The 23,261-nt window shown below is 45.4% G+C and carries 17 protein-coding genes; 12 read left to right on the top strand and 5 right to left on the bottom strand.

Annotation, left to right across the window (positions count from 1 at the left end; genetic code table 11):
* Nucleotides 1-92 precede the first annotated feature (92 nt).
* The 4 genes from der to L1076_RS22955 all read left to right on the top strand — a co-directional run bounded on the left by der (nucleotide 93) and on the right by L1076_RS22955 (nucleotide 4,135).
* Nucleotides 93-1,589 (top strand): ribosome biogenesis GTPase Der, encoded by a 1,497-nt coding sequence (gene der / locus L1076_RS22970; protein ID WP_038869600.1) that lies wholly within the window; start codon nucleotides 93-95, stop codon nucleotides 1,587-1,589.
* 79 nt (nucleotides 1,590-1,668) lie between these two features.
* Complete coding sequence (locus L1076_RS22965; protein WP_042603971.1) at nucleotides 1,669-2,538, top strand: metal-dependent hydrolase; 870 nt, start codon at nucleotides 1,669-1,671, stop codon at nucleotides 2,536-2,538.
* Nucleotides 2,539-2,834: 296 nt separating this feature from the next.
* Nucleotides 2,835-3,839, top strand: a complete 1,005-nt coding sequence (locus L1076_RS22960; RefSeq protein ID WP_237304538.1) for a sensor domain-containing diguanylate cyclase — start codon at nucleotides 2,835-2,837, stop codon at nucleotides 3,837-3,839.
* Between the two features lie 71 nt (nucleotides 3,840-3,910).
* On the top strand, nucleotides 3,911-4,135 hold the full coding sequence (locus L1076_RS22955; protein WP_237304537.1) for a zinc ribbon domain-containing protein: 225 nt from the start codon (nucleotides 3,911-3,913) through the stop codon (nucleotides 4,133-4,135).
* Here L1076_RS22955 and xseA read toward each other — a convergent pair.
* The gene (gene xseA, locus L1076_RS22950) at nucleotides 4,132-5,463 is read right to left on the bottom strand and encodes an exodeoxyribonuclease VII large subunit (RefSeq protein ID WP_237304536.1); all 1,332 of its coding nucleotides are present in this window, start codon (nucleotides 5,461-5,463) and stop codon (nucleotides 4,132-4,134) included. The two genes, L1076_RS22955 and xseA, sit on opposite strands and share 4 nt — an antisense overlap.
* A 232-nt stretch (nucleotides 5,464-5,695) precedes the next feature.
* Here xseA and guaB point away from each other — a divergent pair, with 232 nt between their 5' ends.
* The 5 genes from guaB (at nucleotide 5,696) to L1076_RS22925 (ending at nucleotide 13,332) form a co-directional block, all read left to right on the top strand.
* Nucleotides 5,696-7,159 carry an IMP dehydrogenase gene (gene guaB, locus L1076_RS22945; RefSeq protein WP_038869606.1) on the top strand — a complete coding sequence of 488 codons (1,464 nt, stop codon included), beginning with the start codon at nucleotides 5,696-5,698 and terminating at the stop codon, nucleotides 7,157-7,159.
* A gap of 126 nt (nucleotides 7,160-7,285) precedes the next feature.
* Nucleotides 7,286-8,839, top strand: a complete 1,554-nt coding sequence (guaA, locus tag L1076_RS22940) for a glutamine-hydrolyzing GMP synthase (protein WP_104038551.1) — start codon at nucleotides 7,286-7,288, stop codon at nucleotides 8,837-8,839.
* A 301-nt stretch (nucleotides 8,840-9,140) separates the two neighbouring features.
* A complete protein-coding gene (locus L1076_RS22935; protein ID WP_104038550.1) occupies nucleotides 9,141-10,664 on the top strand; it encodes a Na+/H+ antiporter NhaC family protein in 1,524 nt (507 codons plus the stop codon).
* Nucleotides 10,665-10,864: 200 nt separating this feature from the next.
* Nucleotides 10,865-12,559 (top strand): glycoside hydrolase family 19 protein, encoded by a 1,695-nt coding sequence (locus L1076_RS22930; RefSeq protein WP_237304535.1) that lies wholly within the window; start codon nucleotides 10,865-10,867, stop codon nucleotides 12,557-12,559.
* A 179-nt stretch (nucleotides 12,560-12,738) separates the two neighbouring features.
* The gene (locus L1076_RS22925; protein WP_009705589.1) at nucleotides 12,739-13,332 is read left to right on the top strand and encodes a GPR1/FUN34/YaaH family transporter; all 594 of its coding nucleotides are present in this window, start codon (nucleotides 12,739-12,741) and stop codon (nucleotides 13,330-13,332) included.
* Nucleotides 13,333-13,460: 128 nt separating this feature from the next.
* Here L1076_RS22925 and L1076_RS22920 read toward each other — a convergent pair whose 3' ends face one another.
* Together L1076_RS22920 and L1076_RS22915 are read right to left on the bottom strand one after the other, a co-directional pair.
* A complete protein-coding gene (locus L1076_RS22920; RefSeq protein ID WP_038881767.1) occupies nucleotides 13,461-15,008 on the bottom strand; it encodes an alanine/glycine:cation symporter family protein in 1,548 nt (515 codons plus the stop codon).
* 307 nt (nucleotides 15,009-15,315) lie between these two features.
* Nucleotides 15,316-16,572 carry a D-amino acid dehydrogenase gene (locus tag L1076_RS22915; RefSeq protein ID WP_039975367.1) on the bottom strand — a complete coding sequence of 419 codons (1,257 nt, stop codon included), beginning with the start codon at nucleotides 16,570-16,572 and terminating at the stop codon, nucleotides 15,316-15,318.
* 106 nt (nucleotides 16,573-16,678) lie between these two features.
* Between L1076_RS22915 and L1076_RS22910 the strand changes: the two genes are divergently transcribed.
* From L1076_RS22910 to L1076_RS22900, 3 genes are all read left to right on the top strand, one after another.
* Nucleotides 16,679-17,581 carry a LysR substrate-binding domain-containing protein gene (locus tag L1076_RS22910; RefSeq protein ID WP_104038549.1) on the top strand — a complete coding sequence of 301 codons (903 nt, stop codon included), beginning with the start codon at nucleotides 16,679-16,681 and terminating at the stop codon, nucleotides 17,579-17,581.
* A gap of 162 nt (nucleotides 17,582-17,743) precedes the next feature.
* Complete coding sequence (locus L1076_RS22905; protein ID WP_104038548.1) at nucleotides 17,744-18,322, top strand: DUF6795 domain-containing protein; 579 nt, start codon at nucleotides 17,744-17,746, stop codon at nucleotides 18,320-18,322.
* Between the two features lie 2 nt (nucleotides 18,323-18,324).
* On the top strand, nucleotides 18,325-19,461 hold the full coding sequence (locus tag L1076_RS22900) for a lipase family protein (RefSeq protein WP_237304534.1): 1,137 nt from the start codon (nucleotides 18,325-18,327) through the stop codon (nucleotides 19,459-19,461).
* A gap of 37 nt (nucleotides 19,462-19,498) precedes the next feature.
* Here L1076_RS22900 and L1076_RS22895 read toward each other — a convergent pair whose 3' ends face one another.
* Together L1076_RS22895 and L1076_RS22890 are read right to left on the bottom strand one after the other, a co-directional pair.
* The gene (locus tag L1076_RS22895; RefSeq protein WP_104038546.1) at nucleotides 19,499-21,145 is read right to left on the bottom strand and encodes a mechanosensitive ion channel family protein; all 1,647 of its coding nucleotides are present in this window, start codon (nucleotides 21,143-21,145) and stop codon (nucleotides 19,499-19,501) included.
* A gap of 171 nt (nucleotides 21,146-21,316) precedes the next feature.
* Nucleotides 21,317-23,059: an amidohydrolase gene (locus L1076_RS22890; RefSeq protein WP_237304533.1), complete on the bottom strand. Its 1,743-nt coding sequence runs from the start codon at nucleotides 23,057-23,059 to the stop codon at nucleotides 21,317-21,319.
* Nucleotides 23,060-23,261 lie beyond the last annotated feature (202 nt).

Raw genomic sequence — 23,261 nt, 5'->3', positions numbered from 1 at the left:
CTGACGTGGTTATAGGTAAAAAGCTGGTTTGATTTGGCATTAGGCAAGTCGTTACCTATAACTACAGAAGAAAGATTATTGTAGAGGTTGTTATGGTACCTGTTGTTGCTCTTGTGGGGCGTCCAAACGTAGGTAAATCTACGCTATTTAACCGATTGACTCGTACTCGTGATGCGTTGGTTGCGGACTTCCCTGGCCTAACGCGTGACCGTAAATATGGCCAAGCTCGCCTTGGTGAGGAACACGAATTCATCGTTATTGATACCGGTGGTATTGATGGTACGGAAGAAGGCGTAGAAACAAAGATGGCAGAACAATCGTTAGCGGCTATTGATGAAGCTGACGTAGTGCTGTTCCTTGTTGACGGTCGCGCTGGACTAACGCCATCGGATGAAGCGATTGCTGCGCATCTGCGTAAAATCGAAAAGCCAGCGATGTTGGTAGTAAACAAAATCGATGGTATTGATGCTGACGCCGCATGTGCCGATTTCTGGCAGCTTGGTGTTGACGATATGTACCAAATCGCTGCGGCACACGGTCGTGGTGTAACGGCATTGCTAGAGCGTGCATTAGCGCCATTTTTCGATGATCTACTGGCAAGTGAATCTGAAGAAGGTGAGATTGAAGATCTGACTGAATTCGAAGATGAAGAGTTAGCGATCGAAGATTACACCGAAGAAGACGCAGAAGCTGAGTTCAAACGTTTGCAAGACCAGCCAATCAAACTGGCAATTATTGGTCGTCCAAACGTAGGTAAATCAACGCTGACTAACCGTATTCTTGGTGAAGAACGTGTAGTGGTATATGACATGCCAGGAACCACTCGTGACTCTATCTACATTCCAATGGAACGTGATGGTCGTGAGTATGTGCTGATCGATACTGCGGGCGTACGTCGTCGTGGTCGTATCAACGAAACAGTAGAAAAATTCTCTGTTGTTAAAACGCTGAAAGCCGTAGAAGATGCAAACGTGGTTCTATTGGTTATCGACGCGCGTGAAAACATTTCTGACCAAGATCTTAGCCTACTTGGCTTCGCACTGAATGCTGGTCGTTCAATCGTACTAGCGGTAAACAAGTGGGACGGTCTGGATAACGATGTAAAAGAGAATGTGAAGAAAGAACTCGATCGCCGTTTAGGCTTCGTTGATTTTGCACGTATTCACTTTATCTCTGCATTGCACGGTACTGGCGTTGGTCACTTGTTCGAGTCGATTCAAGAAGCTTACAAGTCGGCAACGACACGTGTAGGTACATCTGTTCTTACTCGTATCATGAAGATGGCAACAGACGATCACCAACCGCCTATGGTTCGTGGCCGTCGTATTAAGCTTAAATACGCACACGCGGGTGGTTACAACCCACCAATCGTGGTTGTTCACGGTAACATGGTTCGCGATCTACCTGATTCGTACAAACGTTACTTGATGAACTACTTCCGTAAGTCTCTGGAAATCATGGGTACACCAATCCGTATTAACTTCCAGAACAGCGATAACCCGTACGAAAACCGTGGTGGCAAGCTGACTCTTTCTCAAGAGCGTAAGCGCAAACGTATGATGTCTGCAGTGAAGAACCGCAACAAGTAATCGCCTAAGATTTTATGAATACCCAAGTTTCGACTTGGGTATTTTTTTATTCGAAGCTTTCATAAGAAGTAATCAGCACATGACAATCACAGCAACCAAGACGCGTTTCTGTCACCAAACTTGGCAGTTAGAGGCGCACGTACAATTTGTTCAATCTACATCAGAAGCTACCCATGTTGTTACTGATGTCACGCCTTTTCATCCAGTCAGCCATATTTGGCCAGATCATCCAGCGGATAAAGGCACACTAACTATAAAAGGAATGAAGTTTGAAGTGGTTGACTGCCAAGTTGGTGCTGTAGAACTAGCAAGCGGCGAGTTATATATTGGCCAAGCTATTCCGGTAAAACGTGATACGGAAGGGTGGGCGTTTGTTGTAGTGCATGTCTTGCCATTCACCGATACGTTTGATGCTGGTGATATTGCGTTGCTGGAAGTAGACAAAGAATACCAACTGTCTCTAAGTCGCGGTCATAGCGCAGGACACATCGCATATCTTGCGCTCAATAAGGTGCTGGCGCAGAACTATTGGCGTAAAGATGCTGACCGTAAAGACCCGCATGGTAACTACGATTTCAATAGCTATGCGCAAGAAACCAGTTTTGTCACCCAAGACAAATGTCTGGATACGTATCGTTTAGGCAAAACACTCCGCAAAAGGGGTTTAAACAGTGCAGATATGCTGTCTGACCTGAAAAGTATCGAACAACAGGTGAATGTTCTGTTGGGGGATTGGTTAAAAAGAGACGCTGCGATCACTGTCGATTGCCATGGGGAACACCTCACGGACTCACGTTATTGGCAATGTGATTTAGGCGAAGGAGAAATCGCTGTCATCCCTTGTGGGGGAACGCATGCGAGTCATTTGAGTGACTTTGGTTCTATCCTAGTCACGCTAGTGGAAATAGACTCACAAACTATCGAAATGCACACCGATGTAATACGCTAAATTTGGATTCTGATCTTTTTATTAAATCCTGTTCTTGTGGTTTTTTGTTCGAAAGTGTAGTTTTTAGTTCTAAATAAAATTGAGAGACAGAATATGTAACTTATGCTTTCGGTATGTGGTTATATAAATATTCTTTTAAGGGGTGATCGCTGATCAAAGGGGAAATATCCGAAGATCAGTATGTGATCTTTTATAGTGTCGCGTGCGCATAATGTGAGTTAGCTACCTGTGTAATATTAATAGATTTATTATATTCCTAGCTAACAAACATAATAACAATGTGAATACGCAGTACGATGGATAAAGATAGACTGTTAGATGCTCACCGAGCAGTCAATCGTCTTTTAGGTAAGCTTGCTCTGGGAATGGAACGCGATAGCCTCAACCATGAGGTTATCAAGTTAAGTGAACACCTATTTGGGAAGAGGCAAGCTTCCATTTTACGATTGCACCCCGATACCAACACACTGCATTTGGAGTTTGCCCCACACTTACCTGATTTCTACAATCAAGCGATTGAAGGCGTCCCGATTGGACCTGATATTGGCTCATGTGGTGCTGCTGCATTCTTAAAGCAAACCGTGGTTGTTAGTGATATTGATCATCACGCTAACTGGGCCGCTTTTCTTGAGCTGACTCAACAAGCTCAGCTCCGAGCATGCTGGTCTGTGCCTATTATTGCTTCGGATGGTCACGTGCTTGGGACATTTGCCATTTACAGCAATACACCTTCTGAACCTCATCCTTATGAACTCGAAGTGCTCGAAATGCTAGCCGCTTTATATGCGGTAGCCTTAGAGAAGTATCGCCTAGAAGAACAACTTCATTTTCACGCCAGTCGCGATCCACTGACGCACTGCTTCAACCGCCGTGCGCTTTTGACCGAAGTCGATCGCAAGATCAACCACAAATGTGCACGCAGCGCTGTAGTGGGATGCTTTTTCGTTGATATCGATGAGTTTAAGTACATCAATGATCGCTTTGGGCATGAGACCGGAGACCAAGTTTTGGTGCTGGTGGCTGAGCATTTAAAGCAAGCGTTCCGTTCATGTTCAGTGATAGGGCGTTATGGTGGCGATGAGTTTGTGGGTTTCAGCTGCTTTCATGATTTAGATACATACCAAAACTTTACAACCCGTCTAGTTCAAGAGCTTAACCAAGTATGCCGGTTAGAGGAATACAAAGTAAAAGCCAGTATCGGTGCCGCTTGGAGTACCATGAGTGAGCGTGCAGTATTGCAAGAACTTATTCAAAAAGCGGATGTTGCGATGTATCAAAACAAGCGTGCTAAACGTGCGTGATTAAGATCAAAGCACAAGATTGCCGTATGATTAGACTGTGAGTCAGTAAATAGAAGTTTTTAGGGGTAACCATGCAACCAAATATTTGCCCAACATGCGATATTGAGCTGGAGTGGATAGGTCAATACCACTGTAATCAATGTGAGTCGGATTATAAGAAAGTGGGGTTTTGTCCAGATTGTGATGCTGAACTAGAAAAGCTACAGGCTTGTGGGACGGCGAACTATTTCTGCAACAGTTGTAATGAACTCAAATCGAAATCACGTGTTCGATTTGAGTTTCAAAAAGTCAGTTAATTAACGGTTGAGCGAAGCTCACCATCAGATAAGCGGGTGACTAAAACGTCGCCCGTTTTTACATCTTTCGCCTGGGTAACAACCTGACCTTGCTCAGTTTGAGTGATCGAGTAGCCACGTTTTAGTGTTGCCAGTGGGCTTACCGTATCTAGCTTCTCAGCCGCGATTGCAAGTTGATGGCGCATGGTCAGTAACTTACGGTCCATCGCATCCAACAATTTTTGCTCAACTCTATCAAGCTTCGACTTCTGCTCAGCCAAGCGCTTTACTGGTGAGTTCAGTTGTAGGCGATGATGCTTACGCTCAACAGCTTGTTGGCGCGTTGTGATGAATCGTTGCATTGCGCGTTGTAGGCGCATGTCCAACTCATCAAGTTGTTGCGTCTGGCGCTGCAATTGATAGCTTGGATGCTGGCGCTCTAAGCGGTGCATCAGTTGAGCCGATTGCTGTTTTTGTTGCGTTAGGTAGTAACGCATTGCACTGGCTAGCTTATGTTGGCGAGTCACCAAAGCTTGATCTTTGTGGCTGTTATCGCGGCTTACCAATTCAGCCGCCGCTGATGGCGTCGGCGCTCGCATGTCCGCAACAAAGTCGGCAATTGTCACATCAACCTCATGACCAACGGCACTGATGATCGGAATTTGGCTTGCAGCAATAGTGCGAGCAAGGATTTCGTTGTTAAAGCACCAAAGGTCTTCTAACGAACCGCCACCACGACCAACAATCAATACATCACATTCGTCACGACTGTTTGCACGGCCGATTGCCTGCGCAATTTGAATGGCCGCTTCTTCACCTTGCACCATGGTTGGGTAAACCACCACGGGTAGGGAAGGATCACGACGTTTCAATACGTCTAAGATGTCGTACAGTGCTGCACCGGTTTTTGAGGTGATCACACCAACGCGTTTTGGGTGCTCAGGTAAAGGCTGCTTATTGGTTTGAGCAAACAAACCTTCTGCTGCCAGTTTCATCTTAAGTGCTTCGAACTCTTGTTGTAGACGACCATCACCTTCTGGCTGCATGCTTTCAATGATCAACTGATAGTCACCACGAGGCTCGTACAGAGACAGACGTGCTTTCACTAATACTTGATTGCCGTTAGCAGGTTTGAAAGTGACGCGACGATTGTTACCACGGAACATGGCACATTTAACTTGAGCGCGAGAATCTTTAAGAGTGAGGTACCAGTGACCAGAGACGGGAGCTGAAAAGTTGGATATCTCTCCGACAAGCCAGACGATCCCCATTTCGTTTTCGAGCAGCAGACGCACTTCGGCATTGAGACGAGAAACAGTGAAGATGTTTTGATTGGTCTGGGAGAGCACAGCTAATTCCGTAGACGTGAGTATGGAAATTAGCGGCAATATAATACATATCAAGGGGGTAATTGCAAGAAAAAAATTAAAAAAATTTGTAGTCAAGCGATTGCGTTAACCGTATAATCCCTCCGCAATATCTAATCCAAATGTAGCCAACAACCTAAAACTGGTTACCCTCATTATGCGAAACGATGAGATTGGATTGTCTTTTTACTCCTCTAATTGTGAGATATTGCAAATGCTAAGAATTGCCAAAGAAGCGCTGACATTCGATGACGTACTACTCGTGCCAGCTCACTCCACCGTTCTCCCAAACACAGCTGATCTTCGCACTCAGTTGACTAAGAACATCACCCTAAACATCCCAATGATTTCAGCGTCTATGGACACTGTTACTGAAGCTCGTCTAGCTATCGCGCTAGCGCAAGAGGGTGGCATTGGCTTTATCCACAAAAACATGTCTATTGAGCAGCAAGCTGCTGAAGTTCGTAAAGTTAAGAAGTTCGAAGCTGGTGTCGTTTCTGACCCAGTAACGGTAAACCCTGAAGCGACAATCGCTGACGTGGTAGCTCTAACTGAAAAACACGGCTTCGCTGGTTTCCCTGTCATCACAGAGAACAACGAGCTTGTAGGCATTATCACTGGTCGTGATGTGCGCTTTGTTACTGACCTTTCTAAGAAAGTGTCGTCAGTAATGACAGCAAAAGAAAACCTTGCAGCAGTTAAAGAAGGTGCAACTCGTGAAGAAGTGCAAGAGAAGATGCACGAAGCACGCGTTGAAAAAGTACTGGTTGTGAATGATGATTTCCAACTAACCGGTATGATCACTGCGAAAGACTTCCATAAAGCAGAACGTAAACCAAACGCATGTAAAGATGAGCGCGGTCGTCTACGTGTTGGCGCAGCCGTTGGTGCTGGCGCTGGTAACGAAGAGCGTGTTGCTGCTTTGGTTGAAGCTGGTGTTGACGTTCTACTTATCGACTCTTCACACGGTCACTCTGAAGGTGTACTAAACCGTATCCGCGAAACTCGTGCTGCTTACCCAGATCTAGACATCATCGGTGGTAACGTTGCGACGGGTGCTGGCGCTAAGGCTCTTATCGAAGCGGGCGTTAGCGCAGTTAAAGTTGGTATCGGCCCTGGTTCAATCTGTACAACTCGTATCGTAACGGGTGTTGGTGTTCCTCAAGTAACAGCAATCGCAGACGCGGCAGAAGTGGCGAATTCATTCGGCATTCCAGTTATCGCTGACGGCGGTATCCGTTTCTCTGGTGACATCTGTAAAGCAATCGTGGCTGGCGCATCTTGTGTGATGGTTGGTTCAATGTTCGCAGGCACAGAAGAAGCCCCTGGTGAAGTGATTCTTTACAACGGTCGTTCTTACAAGTCTTACCGTGGCATGGGTTCTCTTGGTGCAATGTCTCAAGGTTCATCTGACCGTTACTTCCAGTCTGACAATGCAGCAGACAAGCTAGTACCAGAAGGTATCGAAGGTCGTATCGCATACAAAGGTCGTCTAAAAGAAATCGTACACCAACAAATGGGTGGTCTACGTTCAAGCATGGGTCTTACTGGCTCTGCAACGATTGAAGATATGCGTACTAAAGCTGAATTTGTTCGTATCTCAGGTGCGGGCATGGCTGAATCACACGTACACGACGTTCAAATCACTAAGGAAGCTCCAAACTACCGTCGCGGTTAATTTTTACTGTTGTAAAAATAAAACCTATACACTCGACGTAAACGTTTGCTTTTTTCCTTGAAGCATTAATAAGAGGCGAGTACACTCGCCTCCGTTTTAATAACCTAGCTTATAAGACTGCTCAAAATGACTAAAAATATTCATGACCAACGTATTCTGATCTTGGACTTCGGTTCTCAGTACACTCAGCTAGTAGCGCGCCGTGTACGTGAAATCGGTGTTTACTGTGAACTGTGGAGCTGGGATGTTGAAGAAGCGGATATTCGTGAATTCAATCCAGACGGTATCATCCTATCTGGTGGTCCAGAAAGCGTAACGGAAGATAACTCTCCACGCGCTCCTCAATACGTATTTGACTCTGGTGTGCCAGTACTAGGTGTATGTTACGGCATGCAAACTATGGCTGAGCAGCTAGGTGGTAAAGTAGCGGGTTCTACAGAACGTGAATTCGGCTACGCACAAGTTAAAGTGTCTGGTGAATCTGCACTATTTAAAGATCTTGAGCTAACTCAAGACGTGTGGATGAGCCACGGTGACAAAGTAGTAGAAATTCCTGCTGACTTCGTGAAAGTCGGTGAGACAGACACATGTCCGTACGCTGCGATGGCGAACGAAGAGAAGAAATACTACGGCGTTCAGTTCCACCCAGAAGTAACGCACACGAAAGGCGGCCTACAAATGCTAGAGAACTTCGTTCTTGGCGTATGTGGCTGTGAGCGTCTATGGACTTCTGAATCTATCATCGAAGACGCAGTTGCTCGTATTAAAGAGCAAGTGGGTGATGACGAAGTTATCCTAGGTCTATCTGGTGGTGTTGATTCATCGGTAGTAGCGATGCTGGTTCACCGTGCAATCGGCGACAAGCTAACGTGTGTATTCGTAGATAACGGTCTTCTTCGTCTAAACGAAGGTCAGCAAGTAATGGATATGTTTGGCGACAAGTTCGGCCTAAACATCATTAAAGTTGATGCTGAAGATCGTTTCCTAAAAGCACTTGAAGGCAAGTCGGATCCAGAAGAGAAGCGTAAGACAATCGGTCACGTATTCGTAGACGTATTTGATGAAGAGTCTAAGAAGCTGAAAAACGCGAAATGGCTAGCTCAAGGTACAATTTACCCAGACGTTATCGAATCTGCTGCATCTAAGACTGGTAAAGCGCACGTGATCAAATCACACCACAATGTGGGCGGTCTTCCAGATGACATGGAAATGGGTCTTGTTGAGCCACTACGTGAGCTGTTCAAAGATGAAGTTCGTAAGATCGGTCTAGAGCTTGGTCTTCCGTACAACATGCTTTACCGCCACCCATTCCCGGGGCCTGGTCTAGGTGTTCGTGTTCTTGGTGAAATCAAGAAAGAGTACTGTGACTTGCTACGTCGTGCAGACGCTATCTTCATTGAAGAACTACACGCTGCAGACCTATACAACAAAGTATCTCAAGCGTTCACGGTATTCCTACCAGTTCGCTCTGTAGGTGTAATGGGCGATGGTCGTAAGTACGATTGGGTTGTCTCTCTACGTGCGGTAGAAACTATCGACTTTATGACTGCGCATTGGGCGCACCTACCATACGACTTCCTAGGTAAGGTTTCTAACCGTATCATCAACGAAGTTGAAGGTATTTCTCGCGTGGTTTACGACATCTCTGGTAAGCCACCAGCGACAATCGAATGGGAATAATATTCCCTTCATATTTGAAGTAGCAACGTTGTTGACTTCTCCATTTCACCCTAATCACATAGTAAACCTATGCTCATAGGGCTGAAATGGCTTGTCGCCTAGTTGCAACTCCAACTATTTTGGGAATTAGCTTTCGTATTTGACGTAAAGATTAAAATAGTAAAGCCAGCCTTCGGGCTGGTTTTTTTATGCCTGAAAAGTGTGAACGCAGGTCTCAACTTTTTTATTAGAAAATATATACATGCGAGATTGTTGAATGTATATTCATTTTTGGTGTTTAAATATTAAAGTTGGTATTGCTATGGAACAGGCAGAAGTTACCTCCCTCATCCCCATCATTATTACATTAGTCCTCGCGCTAACTACAAGAAACGTTGTTGTCGGTCTTTTTGCCGGCGTTGTTAGCGGTGTGGCTATGTTAGAAGGCACATTCGTCGATAAAGGTCCGCTCGATTCGTTTAGCGCACTGATGAAAAGTTACCTGTTGCCGCAACTGACTGACAGTTACAATGCGGGCGTCATTTTGCTCTTAGTCTTTATTGGTGGCTTTGTGGCCTTGATGGAAAAATCTGGCGGTGGCGTGGCGTTCGCTAAAAAGGTCACTCAGTGGGTTGCAAGTAAATGCCAAGCGCAGCTTTCTGCTTGGTTTGGTGGCGTTGTTATTTTCTTTTCAGACCTTGGTACACCGTTAATTGTTGGCCCTGTCTTTCGTCCTCTTTTTGATAAGCTGAAAGTCTCTCGCCAGAAACTTGCGTTTATTATTGATTCCACTTCATCCCCCGTGGCTATCCTGATCCCTTTCATCGGTTGGGGCGTTTACATTATGAGCCTGATTCAAAAAGAGTTTGCTGCACTGGATGTGGGTATCAGTGATTGGGATGCCTTTATTGGCGCGATTCCTTACCAGTTTTATGCCTTTTTAGCGATCGCGATTGTGCCGATTGTCTCTTTCTTCAAACTGGATTTTGGACCAATGGCGAAAGCGGAACAACTTGCGGAGCAGGATTCTGATTTTGGAAAAGTGCAAGATTCATTAAATGTGTTTGAGCATAAAAATGCAAAAACAAGTTTTGTTTGGGCACCGCTGCTCGTCATGCTTGTGGTGCTTTGTTCAATCTTGGTTCCTCATGGTTTTCCATTTCAGAAAGTAGCAGGCTCAACTTTCCGTGCTGCACTGTCGTCGGCGTATTTCTTTGCTGCAATTACCCTAATTAGTTTGATGGCGTTTTATGGCGTGAGAAAGCTCTCTGATGGCATTCAGGTTTACCTAAAAGGGATGTCGAACATGATGTCCGTTGCGGTGATTCTAGTTCTCGCTTGGTCACTGAGTTCTGTCGGTAAAGAGCTTGGCGCTGCGGCTTACATTGCAGAGCAAGCACAAGCTGGCTTCCCTTACTGGTTATTGCCTGCCGTGGCTTTTCTATTGGCGGGTATTATCTCTTTTGCTACAGGGTCGTCATGGGGCACTTTTGCTATCATGATGCCATTGGTCATTCCAACCGCAGTCGCGATTGATGCGCCATTGCTGGTGTGCATCGGTGCGGTGCTATCTGGCGGTTTATTTGGTGATCACTGTTCGCCAATTTCAGAAACCACCATCTTGTCCTCTACAGGAGCGGGGTGTGAGCAGTATGAGCACTTTAGAACTCAATTGCCTTATGCGGTACTCAACGGCGCTATCGCTCTGACAAGCTTCCTTGTTGCGGGTGTGATGGCTTCTCCTGTAATTGTGCTGGTGGCAATAGTCGCGCAGTTTGCCATTTACTTGGTGCTCTCTAAACAGCAATCTTCACCGACGCTAGAGCAAGCAACAGCAGATCAATAACAATAAATGAGAGCGGGGGATTATCCCCCGTTTTCTTTTGAGTCGAGGTAACAGTTTTTGTGATACCCACTGTGTAACAGTATTTATTTATGAAATTTGCGTCGCAGAATTAATTCACTTCACTCGGCGTTTTTTCTACATGATCCACTATGTGTCTAGTTATTCCTTGTATATTGTATTGTTAAATACGGAGATTAGACATGTTTGCACTCAAACATCTGCCTCTCGCATTGGGTTGTGTACTCGCTGCACAAGCTCATGCCAGCATGAATATCCAACCTGATCCACAAAACCCAAATGGTTACGTGATTGCTCGTGGCGACATCCAAGCTATGGAGCAAAGTAAAACCTCTGACCCTATGTATGCTATTTGGTCACAAGCGCTAGAGACTCGTCCAAATACGGTTGTTGAAGCGATTGTTCCAGGAGCAGCAAGCAATCCGGAAAACGTTAAGCGAGTTGAACGTGTCTTCCCTGAGAGCGAGTGGAATTTCATTACTCAGATGGCGGCACCAGAGTATACGTACACACGTTTCTTGCGTGCGATCGGTAAGTTCCCTGCATTCTGTGGTGAGTACACTGACGGGCGTGATTCAGACGCGATTTGTAAGAAATCCATCGTGACAGCATTTGCACACTTTGCTCAGGAAACCGGTGGTCACATTGCGGTCGATAACGTATCTGACAACCCGCTTGCACTTGAAGAGTGGCAACAAGCATTGGTTCACGTACGTGAAATGGGATGGTCTGAAGGTCAAGAAGGCTACACCACAGGCTGTGGTCAGAACGATTGGCAAAATAAGCGTTGGCCTTGTGAACCTGGTCAGGGGTATTTCGGTCGTGGTGCAAAACAGCTTTCTTACCACTTTAACTACGGCGCTTTCTCTGAAGTGATGTTCGATGGAGATGCATCGGTATTGCTGAAAAATCCGGGCCTAGTCGCTGACTCATGGTTGAACTTAGCTTCTGCGATTTGGTTCTTCTTAACCCCTCAAGCGCCAAAACCAGCAATGCTGCACGTGATTGATCGTACTTGGGTACCATCGCAGCGTGAAATTGATGCGGGTATTGGTTATGGATTTGGTACCACGATCAACGTTATCAACGGCGGTATTGAGTGTGGTGAGCAAAACAAAGATAAAGGTCAGCCAGTTAACCGCATTCGTTACTGGGAAGGTCTAGCAGCGCACTATCAGATTCCTATCGAAGCTGATGAAACCAATACCTGTTGGCAACAAACGCCTTACGGTAGCTTAAACCTTAACGGTGCCACTGACGTGCTTTACACCAACTGGGATGGTAACTGGAAGTACTACTCAGATCGCCCGGGCGGTCACTCATTTGAATGTGAGTTGGTTGGTTTCCAAACCGCGTATTCGGCACTGGTTGCTGGTGATTACGAGAAATGTGTTACCAACTTCTACCAATCTCATGCAGGTTGGCCTGAAGTTCGCGTTGTCGATAAATTAGACCCAGTCGATCCGGTTGACCCACCTGTAGGCGGTGTTGCTGTATGGGATGCTGGCAAGGTTTATAACACGGGCGACCAAGTCTCTTACAAGGGAGCGGTATATGAAGCGAAGTGGTGGTCACAAGGTAATGAGCCTACTAAAGGTGACCCATGGAAATTGGTCTCAGGTACGCCAACAGAGCCACCAGCGACTGAACCGCCAACGACTGAGCCACCTGTCACCGAGCCGCCAGTGACAGAGCCTCCGGTTACTGAACCACCAGTATCGGGTGACTTTATTGCATGGGAACCAGGTGTGACTCAAGTGGCTAATGGCGACAAAGTGACTTATCAAGGCAAATGCTTTATCGCGAAAAATGGACCGGGTGTATGGGAATCACCGACACAGAGTAATTGGTTCTGGGATGAGATCTCTTGCCAGTAATTGAACAATAAATAGTCTAACCATCTATAAAGGCTCTGCTTTTTAGCAGGGTCTTTTTTTATTCGCTTGGTTGCTTATTTGTGCAATCTAAGTTTTCAATAACGTCTTTTCTCTTTTGTTTTTGAGTCCATTAAAATTCGCGCGCAATTTTTATCAACATTTTTGAAAAGGTAATGTACATGTCTACAAAACTGGCTAACCCAGCGCCACTAGGTCTAATGGGTTTTGGTATGACTACCATCCTGCTAAACATCCACAACGCAGGTTTCTTCCCAATGGATTCTATGATTCTGGCTATGGGCATCTTTTACGGTGGTTTAAGCCAAGTACTTGTTGGCATGATGTGCTTCAAGCGTGGTGACACGTTCGGTACGACTGCATTTACTTCTTACGGTCTATTCTGGCTAACACTGGTTGGTCTAATCGTAATGCCTTACATGGGCCTTCCAGCAAGCCCAGCACACTTCATGGGTTGGTACCTACTACTATGGGGTATCTTCACTGGCTTCATGTTCATTGGCTCTCTATGTTACCCAGTAGCGAAGCAAGTAGTATTCGGTTCTCTTACTATCCTGTTCTTCCTACTAGCGGCACGTGACTTCACTGGTAGCGAGCTGATCGGTACTATCGCTGGCTTCGAAGGTATCTTCTGTGGCGCGAGCGCAATCTACTTTGCAATGGCTCAAGTACTAAACAACGAATACGGCCGTACCGTACTTCCTGTTGGCGAAAAGCAAAAGCCACAAGTTGCTACGCAAGAAATCGCTGCATAATCGCTTCGAATTGAATGCAAAAGAAAAGGGTTAGCCACTGGCTAACCCTTTTTTAATGTCCGTTGTTCGGACCACTGCTTTTTCTTATATACCTGCCAACCCATTGGGGGAGGATGTTAAGTGAAGCATTAGGTAGATGGTTGCTCTACCGTTTCTGTTGTATCGCTTTCTGCGGTTGGTGCTTTACCTGTTTTGCGCTTGTACTTCTCTTCCCAGTAAGTCGCGCCTTTAATGCCAAGTGCTACTGGGTTGAACGTAAACTCAGTCACCCCACGTTTCTGTTGCTCTTCGTAGTCAGCCAGCGCTTTTAGTGCAGGCTTCGACATGAAGAAAATGATCAGAATGCCGACAATGTTCAGCCATGCCATTAGACCTACGCCCACATCACCCATTGCCCACGCAAGGTTGGCAGTCTTCACGGTGCCGTAGAATACCGCAGAGATGAGTACCAGCTTCAGAATGAACATCAGACCGTTTACTTTTACAGTGCGACGGATGTACGCGATGTTCGTTTCTGCGATGTAGTAGTAAGCCAGAATCGTCGTGAAGGCGAAGAAGAACAAGGCAACCGCGATGAATGGTTTACCAACCCCAGGTAGAGCGCTTTCAATCGCCATCTGTGTAAATACAGGGCCATTAGCACCGATATCTGCAGGTAGGTTTTGCACTAAGAATGAACCCTCTACTGCGCCTTGTACGTTGTATGCACCCGTGATAAGAATCATAAACGCGGTTGCTGAACATACTAACAACGTATCGATGTAGATAGAGAATGACTGAACAAGACCTTGCTGTGCTGGGTGGTCAACACTTGCTGCCGCTGCTGCGTGAGGGCCAGTACCTTGACCTGCTTCGTTAGAGTAAACACCACGTTTTACACCCCAACCAATCGCAGCACCAATACCGGCCATCGGCGTGAATGCATCACCAATGATCATGCCAACGATACGCGGAATCTCTCCGATGTTAAGTAGGATGATAACGAACGCGGTGATGATGTAAGCCAGCGCCATGAACGGAACCACAATCTGCGTGAAGTTCGCGATGCGCTTTACGCCACCAAAGATAATGAAAGCAAGAATGACACAGACAACCGTACCAGTGAAAATTTTAGCGAAACTGAAGGTACCAATAGCGGTTTCAATCATGTCACCTGAGCCAAAGGCTGCTTCTACTGCGTTACCAATACTGTTTGATTGAACGCCGGGAAGTAGAACGCCACATGCAAAGATAGTTGCGATAGCGAAGACCCATGCGTACCACTTCTGACCCATTGCTTTTTCGATGTAGTAAGCTGGACCACCGCGGAATTCGCCTTCGTCTTCCTCTTTGTAAATCTGTGCGAGTGTTGATTCTGCGTACGCCGTTGCTGCACCAAAGAAGGCAACAACCCACATCCAGAATACTGCACCTGGGCCACCGAAGCCGATAGCAGCAGCAACACCTGCAATGTTACCTGTACCTACACGGCCAGATAGTGAAACGGCCAAAGCCTGAAATGATGAAATCCCCTTGGTTGAACTCTTACCATTAAGTAGCAAGCGCCACATTTCAAAGAAGTGACGAATCTGCACAAAGCGCGTCATGATCGAGTAGAACAAACCAGCGCCAAGACACAGATAGATCAGTGCCGGACTCCAGATAATTCCATTCAGAAAATCAACTAATGACTGCATGAGTATTTTCCCTGTTTGTTATGGTTGTGGTTGTTTTTCGTACAACACATTACCCTTTTTTGTAATGTAATTGTTAACCTTTTTGACTAAAAATCCCTTGTAGCGTGATGGTGGGCACAGAACGGTTAAATATTGTTAAAAATTGGTTCTTGTTATGTATCTGTGTGGTTTTTATTGGAAATAACAATGAATTGATTGAATATGCAGAACATTGTCATGAAAATGTTCTGCGAGAGATGATAGTTATATCTTCTGAATGCTATTCAACTTGTGGAGTAATGCACTGTTTGAAATGGTTTGCAGGTGTTTAGGCGTAACGACTCAGGTTCAATTCTGAGTGATTTGTCACTTTGGGAACGGCGTTCATGATGACGTCTGTTAGTATCTGAGCTGAGCCACAAGCCATAGTCCAACCGAGCGTGCCATGCCCTGTGTTAGTAAACAAATTCTCGTAAGGTGTTGCTCCAATAATGGGCGTCCCATCGGGTGTCATAGGGCGAAATCCACTCCAGAACTCGGCTTGAGTAAAATCGGCACTTTGCGGAAACAGATCTCGAATCACCATTTCAATCGTATTTTTGCGTTTTTGCGGCAACGAAGGATCAAAGCCAGCAAGCTCTGCGGTTCCTGCGACACGAATGCTGTCATCAAAGCGTGTCATGGCGACTTTATAGGTTTCATCCATGACGGTAGAACGAGGCGCAAATTGCTCACACTCAATTGGCACCGTCAGTGAATATCCTTTGACGGGATAGACTGGAATGTCGATCTCAAGCTGTTTGAGTAACGCAGTAGAATAGCTGCCAGAGGCAAGGACAAACTGGTTTGCTTTAAACAAGCCACGGTCCGTTTGGACACCCATGATCTTTTTGCCTACGGTAACCCAATTGCTTACCTCCGTATTGAATTCAAACCTTACACCTTGGGCTTTTGCTAGCTCTGTTAACTGCTGGCAGAATTGAAAACAATCACCCGTCTCGTCATCGGGCAGATATAACCCACCGACTAATTTTTCTTTTACTAATGCCAACCCTGGTTCTTGTTTAATGCACTGTTCGACACCCATCAACTGAAAACGTGTGCCGCTTTGCTCTAACAACTCAAGGTCTTTCTCTATGGCATCGAGCTGTTGTTGAGAGCGAAATACTTGCAAGGTGCCTAACTGGCGTCCTTGGTATTCAATCGCATGATCACGGCGCAACTGCTCCAGACACGCACGGCTATGATTGGCGATAGAGAGCATTCGGGCTTTGTTGATTTGATAACGGGATAAAGTGCAGTTCGACACCATTTGCGTTGCCCAGCGGATAAGCTCCGGGCTGAGAGATGGTTTTATTTTGAGTGGTGCATGCTCTTCAGTGAGCCACTTTATGGCTTTGAGTGGAATCCCCGGCGCAGCCCATGGTGAAGAGTAACCATAAGAGATTTGCCCGGCGTTAGCGAAGCTGGTTTCCATCGCACTGCTTGGTTGACGATCGATCACGGTAACCTGATAGCCTGCCTGAGATAAATACCACGCCGAGGTTAAGCCGATAACACCACTGCCTATTACGATGACTTCCATTGATGCGCTCCACACATTTTCGATGTTGCGCAGTTTCTCTTCTTTACCTTTTGTTAACAATCGATATAAATTACATTCAGCGTTTAGAAAAACTATAGGTTCAAAGATGAAAAGCAGTGTCGTTAGCGGATTGTGGTTATTCAGCCAAGTGGCGGAACACAGCAGCTTTACCAGTGCTGCAAAGGCATTGCACCTAACGACAGGGGCGATCAGCCAGCAAATCATTCAGTTAGAAGAACAGCTTGGTTTTACTTTGTTTGAACGCCACTCGCGCGGAATTCGATTTACGCCTAAAGGATTACAGCTGTATCAATCCTCACAATTCCACTTCTCAGAACTAGGAAAGACACTTAAAGAGCTGCAAATTGAAAAGCCCCACAATGAAATTCGCCTCAAGCTGACGCCTTCTTTTGCGTTTAAATGGTTAGTTCCACGCCTTGAAAGCTTTCATCTAGAAAACCCCGATCTCCAAGTGCAGATTTTTGCAGAGGGAGCCCTAGTGAATAGTGAGCTAAAGGACTATGACGTTGCGATAGACTATGGTTCTCATCCCTATCGAGATAAAAGCGCAGAGCGGATTCTCAATGAGCAACTTCTACCGGTGATGAGCCCAAAATACCTTGAGGATCATAGGTGGCTAAAAACTCTTAAAGCGTCACCAGAACAATGGCGAGACGCGACGTTACTGCACGATGCTATGCCATGGGATAAGGCTCCGCGTGACTATGAATGGCTCTACTGGGCATCAAGCATGGGGTTCGATTTCAAAACAGAGGTAGGGCACTTCTTTAATCGTACGGATATGGCAATGTCTGCTGCCGAAGCTGGAGTGGGAATAGCAATGGCACGTATGGCGCTGGTGGAAGATGAACTTGAAAGTGGTCGCTTAGTCTCGCCATTTGAACCTGTGGATGCTAACGCAGGATACTACCTGATCATTAATACCAAAAGTGAGCCTACAGCACGATTTCGACGTTGGCTTTTACAGCAAGTCCAATCATCTATGTAGAGAGATAATTGGCACAAGTGTTTAAGAAATAATAAAAATAAATTTCTTAATTACATGATACTTCGAATTGCTTCCCACAAATTGCCTTCCGTTTATTAACTCCTCTCACTCCGTCTTCTTTTTCCATATCATCCAAAAATTAATCAATGGATGAGAAAGACTATGGCTAAAAGAATCTCTCTTATGTTGGCCCTAGCTCTATTTTCGGTAGGAGCAAGCGCAATGTTTTGGCCGTTTAAAAAATACGATGTGGAAATGTCTCCGGATGTGCGTGGTGTTATCAAGCTTGATGGCGTTCCGCAGGCTGGATTAACGGTTCATCGAGAGCTTTATTATGAAGGGTACAAAAACGGCAAAACCTTATCAGACGAAGTTCAGACCAATGAACTAGGAGAGTTCTCTTTCGAACGGCTCGTTGTTCGTTCAAGTGCTCCTGGAGATCTCTTTGGAGGAAGCTTAAGGGTTCATCAAAAAATTTCGCTCACTTATAACGGTGAACAAAAGAAGCTTTGGGGAGTTTGGTCTCCTACAGATGGGCGGAAGCCTTTGGTATCAATGCTCTCTAATATCGATTGTGAGTTAACCAATATTAAACGTATTCATGAAGTAGAGATCGCGCCGGAAAAAGGTGCGCCAATTTCGGTTTACTCGGTTTGCGACTGGAATCACGACAGGGTAACCACCTATCTGTATGACGAAGACACTGATACATACATTGCAAAAAAGGATATGGCTAAATAATTATGAGTGATATTTCCCCAAAGCAAGCCAGTTACTTGGCATCCGCAGCTTATGCCATAAAAAACAACTTAGAAGACTTAGAGGTGCCTCTTTCTCTTCGCAATGATTTTTCTTTCAAAAACATGGTTACAGGAACTAGTGGTGGTTTTTTCTTTCGCCCAGAAACTGGATTTGCTTTGTTGGGGAGAGGAAAAAGTCAGCGCCATAAGAACGACCTAGTTTTAGCTTTTAGAGGTACCGCAGGATTAGCTGATGGAATTACCGACTTAACTTGCAGTGGAAAGGGGACTGGGACAGGAGAGATCGTGCACTCTGGGTTTCAAACGACTTTCTATTCTATGAAAAAGGGCCTAACTCGTTTTCTGCGTGATAATCCGGTTGTTGGTAATGGTACTATTCATTGCGTCGGACACAGTTTAGGTGGCGCACTTGCCACTTTGGCTGCGAACTGGATATCGGCTTCCCCTGAGTTTAAAGGAAAAGTGAATTTGTATACCTTTGGCTCACCAAGAGTGGGAATGAAGCCGTTTTCTGTTAACTCATCCTCGCGCATATCGTCCCATTTTCGTTGTGTGAATGGTGCAGACCCCGTGACAAAAGCGCCAGTGTGGCCTTTTTATCATGTGCCTTATGATGGTTCAGAATACATATTAAATCGTGCACAAGGACTGCTTCCTAGCGCGCATTTTATGTCGGAATATAGTTCTTACACACAATCAGCAACGTGGGATAGCCTAGGGCTTCAAAAATCGAACTCAGCTTTTAAACGTGTTGTCCTGAATTACGAGAATCGATTGCAAGCGAAACCTTCTGCTGATTGGGCAGATAAGATTTCAGCGGCAATCCTTACGCTGTTAATTGATGGTGGCTTTGCAGCAACAGTCTTTGCATTGCAAAGTGGTGGTGCTGCAATCGCAACTATCTACGATGCGATGGCGCGCTCAATGGTAAAAATCTCAGAACTTTCTAGTGAATTTGCCTCTCGCGTAAAAGGCTTACTTGGTCATATGTTGGTGTTTGCAGGTAAAGTCGCCCAAATTGCGATTAAATTTACTTACTCCTTTATCCGTTGGGTATTCGAACTGGTTTTAGGCAAACTGAATAAAGCAGTAAAAGCCGCACTTAAAACCACTTTCTAGTCTTGTAGAAACCGCCTTAAACGAGGCGGTTTTCTCGTTATGCGTTTTGATTTATCGCTTGAACTTGTGTGGCAACTGCTGGCTGTAAAGAATCTGCGGCCAGGTAAGTGGTATTGGAAGGGTAAGCGAACTTCGCGCCTTCCGCTTCAACAATTTGGTTAATCGATATTAGTAGCGCTTGCTGTAAATTGAGAAATGTCTCTCGATTCGTTGTATTCAAATGGGCAAGAATCTTAATATCCAAACTGTAGGCATTGAAGGTATCAAAGTGTACTCTAATAGGGGAATCTAAAACGTCTGTGTGTTTTTGGAGCAAGTCCGCTATCTTCTTCGTGATGGTTTGGAGTTGAGACATATCGGTCTCATAACGTAATCCAATGGTTGCCTTGAACGGGTAACGGTCACGACGGCTGAAGTTGATGATTTCATGTTTAATTAAGTCCCCATTAGTGATCGTGATTTGGGTTCTATCTTTTGCTCTGAGACGAGTTGAACGTACTCCTATTTGCTCTATAACGCCTGATTGATTGCCGATTTGGCAGTAGTCCCCAACCGATAAAGACTTATCCAAGAACAGAATTACACCACCAATTAAGTTCTCCATCGTTGGGCGAATAGCGAGTGCAATGGCCATTCCACCGAGGCTCAGCCCTGTCACGATTCCGTATACCGGTACTCCCAATCGATTTAAACCGTAGCCGAGGCAAGCGATCGCTGCCATTGAGCCGAAGAGAGTACCAATAATTTGTGCGAGGCTATGACGTAATGTTGAGTTCGAGCGTTGTTTCTTCATTAATAGCCGGCAAGCTTGATAGATAATCAGGTACGCCACTTGGCTAAGTAAGAGCCAGCATATGAGTTCGATAACTATATTCAACGTCGACATTAAGACGCCAGTTAAATTCAGTTGATAGTCAGCAAGGTACAGAAAACCACTCAAGGTCAACACTGCGAGAATTGATCTTATTACAGGCGTATTAATATTGTGGAACAGGAGAAGGAGAACGATGCCCATTCCTGCGATGGATATGGTTAACCCCAGCCATTGCCATAGGGCTTGATTCCAATATTCGACCATAAACGCGCTCGGTAAGGCTTCAATAAGATAAAACCAGCTTGGTGGAATTAAACGCCCTGCACTCAGCGAGTAGTATTTAAAGTAATCGAGAGAAGCTTCGGAATGAGTCGGCAAATGTTTGACTAAAAGGTAGTCGCGATACAAGCCTTTCACCGTTTGCTTAGAAAATCGATATTGACCATCGGCCTGCTTCACTAACTCTAAACTGGTTTCAGGAACTCTCCATTGTGTCAGCGTATTGCTATTTGGAATTTTGGAAAGCTCAATGGGTGGCACTCGGTCGAGGATTTCTTTCATTAGCATTACGGACTCGAGCGCCACTCTATTTTGGCTAGAATCGGGCACATCACTTAAGTCGAAGACTTGAGTCGCTTTATCAAACAGTGCATACACCTTCTGTCTATTGGGCTCTGTTTTGTATTTTGTGTCTTCTAGTATGCGGTTGAGTTCGTTATTAGCTTCAGCAACTAAGCCATTGAAACTTGTTAACGCGTGTAGTGGCGTTGAAAGATTTGGTGGAGAAAGAGGAAAAGGATCGCTTGCTTGAGTTAAATAACTGAATAGAAAAAGCAGTGCTCCCATCATCCATGATGCGATTTTTGTCATGTGTCTTTCCTAGCCTTGGTTTTATCCTAATAAGTCTAGCTAAAATATTAAGTTAGGTAAGAAAGAGCCGGATTATCTTGGGTAGATTACGAGCTAACCGAGATGTAAAACCGCTAAAGACAACAAAACCGCCTCATACGAGACGATTTTGTGTTTCGATATTCAACAGATTTAGCGTTGATAAGCCGTTTCACCGCGGCTAATTGTTTCTTGGATTTTTAGGTCTTTTAAGGTTGCGGGTTCCACCTTGAGTGGGTTGTTATCTAAGATGATCAAGTCGGCGTTCTTGCCTACCTCTAAACTGCCTTTCTTCGTTTCTTCAAAATGCTGATAAGCGGGCCAAATTGTCATGGCTTGCAGCGCCGTGTAGGTATTTACCCTTTGATCAGGTCCCAAGACTTCAGCTGTTCGGGTGGTTCGGTTGACAGTTGCATCTAATACTCGGAATGAGCTTGGTAGAGCAACAGGGGCATCATGATGAGTACTGAACATCAAACCGGCTTCACGTACCGCTTTTGTTGGTGATATAAAGTCCGCTCGTGGGTGGCCAAGAACGGATTCAGCGTGCCAATCTCCCCAATAGAACGTGTGCATTGGGAAGAGAGATGGGAATATCCCAAGTTCAGCTAAGCGGTCAATTTGATCTTGGCGAATGGTTTGCCCGTGTATCAGTACTGGGCGTCGGTCTTTTTTGCCTAACTTTTCGTTGGCTTTCGCGACAGCGTCAATGAATTGTTCTATTGCGGCATCACCATTTGAGTGGGTTAGCACCTGCCAATTATTTTTAAAAGCGGTTTCAACGTATTGATAAGCTTGTTCATCTTTAAATGTTGGATACCCTGCATAATCTTTTGCTTGTCCATGAGGTGGGTGGAAATATGGTTGCGTTAGCCATGCTGTTTTACCTTGCGGGGAACCATCAAAATTGAGTTTAACACCACCAATACGGAAGTGATTTGTGTAGTTTGGCGAGTTGTATTCCGAGTTCATAAATTCACTGCTTGAAACCATATCGGCGTAAGCAACCAAATCGATGATCAATTTGCCGTCTTTAGAGGCTCGTTTCATCGCTTCATAACCTTCGATAGTAGCGCGCCCCTCCTGAGCCGTTGTATAACCATATTCGGCATACATCTTCTGAGCGGCTTCGAGCATCATGTCTTGCAGTTCAAGGTCTATAACCTTAGTGAGACCGAAGAGCATAGCAAAGTGCGCATTTTCTTCTAATACCCCGTTTGGTTCTTGGCTGCCCTCCATTCGACGAATGATGCCACCCTGAGGATCTTGAGATTCCGCTGTGATGCCTGCTAATTCAAGCGCTTTACTGTTCGCGACACTCAAGTGTCCGGACGTATGAATGATCATCACTGGTTTTTCGGTACTGACTTTGTCTAAATCGGCTTTGGTTGGGTAGCGATCTAGTTGTGCATCGTCGTAACCAAACCCTAGTATCCAGCCGGTTTTCTCAATGAACAGGCGTTGTTTATCGTCTTGTCCAGCGGATTTTAGAATTGCCACAATTTCATCCACAGTGTCTGCTTGATCATCAGGAGAAGGTAGAACATTTGCCACCATTGCCTGCAAGCCGACACCATAAACATGGCTGTGTGGATCAACAAAGCCAGGAAGTAAAGCCTTGCCTTTTAAATCAACCAGTTGGGTTTTACCAAACTGATGTTCCATCGCGCCTTTTTTGTTGCCTACGTAGATAATTTTTTCACCCAATGTTGCAATTGCTTCGGCGTACTCTGGGGTGTCTCCTGCCATTGTGAGGATGTCGCCACCAAAATAGATCTTATCGGCAGCGGTCACTTTGATTGGTTCTGCAACGGCTTCTGTTTGTTTCGTTTCTTCAGAAAAGCATCCCGTAAGTATAAGGCTTGAAAGGGCGATAGGAATACACGTTGATTTCATATAAAGACTCCGTTCTGATGTTGACTTTAATCAATCTAGTGCATATCTGTTGCAGTGTGTGCAATGTTGCATGGATTTATAAGCCCGATCAGGTAAATAGGGAATATGCGTGCTAAATCTGTTAGCCGAAGCTTGCTCAGTGAGGGATTAAAGTCGCAAAAGTTGTGTGACTTAGGACGCTTTTCTTTGCTGAAAAAATCGG

It is taken from the genome of Vibrio sp. MMG023 (assembly GCF_021654215.1).
Lineage (GTDB): Bacteria > Pseudomonadota > Gammaproteobacteria > Enterobacterales > Vibrionaceae > Vibrio > Vibrio jasicida.
Note: the sequence above shows the minus strand (reverse complement) of the source record. Positions and strands in the feature narration are given on the sequence as shown.